Below are 2,823 nucleotides of genomic sequence, written 5' to 3'. Positions count from 1 at the left end.
GTTGTCACCCCACCACCCAGCATCCACCACATCGCCGTGGCCGCGCCTGTTTCGACAGTCGATCAGGAGGCGCCAAAGCGGCTCGCCGCCGAGGCGGCGAATCTCGAAGCGCTGCAGGCCGCTATCGCCGCTTTCGACGGCTGCCCGCTCAAGACCCAGGGCGCCCGCCAGGCCGTGGTTTCACGCGGTCCGGCCGATGCGCCGCTGATGATCATCGGCGAGGCTCCCGGGGCCGACGAGGACCTGCAGGGCGCGCCGTTCGTCGGACGCGCCGGCCAGCTCCTGGACCGCATGCTCAAGGCCGCCGGCGTGCTCGACCGCGCCTTCGTGACCAACACCGTGTTCTGGCGTCCGCCGGGCAACCGCACGCCCACCCCGCAGGAGCAGGCCGTTTGCGCGCCGTTCCTCGAGCGGGCGATCCAGCTGGTTCAGCCCAAGATCCTGCTGCTGGTCGGCGGCGCCTCGGCCAAGAGCCTGCTGAAACGCGACGAAGGCATTTTGTCGCTCCGCGGACGCTGGTTCGAATGGACCTCCGCCGACGGTCAAACCGAGCTTCCGGCCTTGCCCACCTTGCATCCGGCGTTCCTGCTGCGCCAACCGGCGGCCAAGAAGAAGGCCTGGGCCGACATGCTCATGCTCAGTGAAAGACTTGATCGTCCCGATCGCCCCAACTAGAGACTCGGGCTACCAGTCGGACACCACCCAGTGGACAGAGGACGCGTCAGGGAGCCTTCGAGGCTAGGGCGCGGGGACGCATTGCAGCTAATGGCTCGCCCTCTGGCCGTCTTCTCGGCCTTCGTATTTTGCCTCGCGGCCGCTTTCAGCGTTCACGCGTCGGCGCTCGAGCCGCTGTCTGACGCCGACGCCCGCTTCTATCGCGCCGCCTTCGCCGCCGCCGATCATGGCGATTTCGACGCCGCCGAGGCCGCCCAGGCCAACGCCCGCGACCGTAGCCTGCGCGGCCGGTTGGAATTTTCCAAGATCATGCACCCGCGCGCCTATGCGGCCAGCTATGACGAGCTGACCGACTGGCTGGCGGCCTATGGCGACCAGGCCGGCGCGGAACGGGTCTACGCCCTGGCCGTCAAGCGCAAGCCCGCCAAAGCCGCCGCCGCGCCGAAGGTCCCGGCCCTGTTCGTGGCCGACGCCAAGGGTCCCGTCCCGGCCGACAAGACCCGCGCCGCCCGCGAGGCCTATTATTCCGGCGACGTGAAGAAGGCCCTGACCCTGGCCGACCGCGTCGGCGAGCCCTGGATCGCCGGCCTGTCCGCCTTCCGCCTGCAGGCCTACGCCCAGGCCCGGACCTATTTCGAACGCGTCGCCGCCGACGACAACCAGAACGAATGGCTGCGTTCGGCCGCTTCGTTCTGGGCCGCGCGGTCAGCGGCGGCCGCCGGCCAAACCCGCGACGTCGAGGACCTGCTGGGCGCCGCCGCCCGCGCGCCCAACACCTTCTACGGCATGATCGCCGCCCGCCAGCTGGCCCTCTCTGGCCAGGCCCTGGCCCAGGACGATCCGATCGCCGCCCTGCTGACCAAGGTGTCCTACACCGGCCCCGACACCGCCTCTCTGGCCCGCCTGCTGGCCGCCGATCCCCGCGCCCGCCGCGCCGCCGCCCTGGCCCAGATCGGCCGCTGGGCCGAGGCCGGCCAGGAGCTGCGCGCCGGCCTGTCCCTGGCCGGCGACGATCCCAAGGCGCGGGGCGACTGGACCGACCTGGCCCTGGCCCTGAACGAAAAGGCCCCGCTGAACGCCGGCCGCGCGGCGAAAAGGGTCGGCGGCGAGGACTATCCCCTGCCCCCGCTGGAGCCCAAGGGCGGCTTCACGATCGACAAGGCCATGGTCTACGCCCTGGTGCGCCAGGAAAGCCGCTTCGACCCCTATGCGGTGTCGGGCGCCGGAGCCACGGGCCTGATGCAGCTGATGCCGATCGCCGCCGCCCGCGCGGCCGGCGACGACAAGCTGCTGGCCGACACCTCGCCCTTGCTCGACCCCAGCTTCAACCTGCGGGTCGGCCAGGACTATTTCACCTGGCTGATGGACCGCGGCCTGCAGAGCCCCGACCTGTTCCGCGCCGTGGCGGCCTATAACGGCGGCCCGGGCACCTTGATCAAGACCCAGGAGCAGCTGGGCGGCGCCGACTGCGACCCGCTGCTGCTGATCGAAAGCCTGCCGGCCCAGGAAACCCGCAACTACGTCGAAAAGGTCATGGCCTCGTACTGGACCTATCGCAAGCTGATGGGCGCGGAGACCCAGACCCTGGACGCCGTGGCCAGCGGCGCGCGGGTGATCGATTTCAGGCTGGACCGGTAGGCACGCGGGCACTCTGGGTTTGCGGACCAGCGTCGACTAGATTGGTCCCATGACACAGCTCTCTGCACTCGAAATCGCTGTCAGCGCCCTCCTGGCCAAACAGGTCTGTCCGGACGAAAGCGAGGCTCTCGTCGAGCAACTGAAAAGCGCCAAGGTCTCCGCGCGAGATTTCACAGGCCTGGGCTTCTACACCGAGTTCAGCGTGGACAAGAGCTTGGCCCCCGTCACCGTCACCAGCAGCCCGGCTGGATGGGTCCGATCCGAGGTAGGACCGAACGCCTACCCCTTGGAGTTCATACTTTATGTTCGCGACGGGTATGCTGAGATGATCGAGGCTTACAGTTTCTTCGACGGCTACGGCGATCTAGACTTGTTGACCGCTGCGTTCACAGCGCCAGAGCCGATCGTGCCCCTGACGCTAAACAGCAACTAAGGGCAGAATGACAAACCACTTCTCAGCTTCTTAGCCGCACGGCCCCAGGCTTCAACCGCCCCAGCAGCGCCTTCAGC

Annotated in this window: 3 protein-coding genes; all 3 read left to right on the top strand. The window is 68.6% G+C overall.

The genetic code is table 11. The annotated features are described in order from the left end of the window. The coding region (locus WAL33_RS14015) for a uracil-DNA glycosylase (RefSeq protein ID WP_422182133.1) at positions 1-675 on the top strand (675 nt) is incomplete at its 5' end. A gap of 90 nt (positions 676-765) precedes the next feature. Then, positions 766-2,313, top strand: a complete 1,548-nt coding sequence (locus WAL33_RS14010; RefSeq protein ID WP_422182132.1) for a lytic transglycosylase domain-containing protein — start codon at positions 766-768, stop codon at positions 2,311-2,313. Between the two features lie 49 nt (positions 2,314-2,362). Then, a complete protein-coding gene (locus WAL33_RS14005; RefSeq protein WP_422182131.1) occupies positions 2,363-2,746 on the top strand; it encodes a hypothetical protein in 384 nt (127 codons plus the stop codon). Positions 2,747-2,823: the final 77 nt, after the last annotated feature.

Origin of the sequence: Caulobacter sp., from assembly GCF_049283275.1 — a bacterium.
Taxonomy (GTDB): Bacteria; Pseudomonadota; Alphaproteobacteria; order Caulobacterales; family Caulobacteraceae; genus Caulobacter.
Note: the sequence above shows the minus strand (reverse complement) of the source record. Positions and strands in the feature narration are given on the sequence as shown.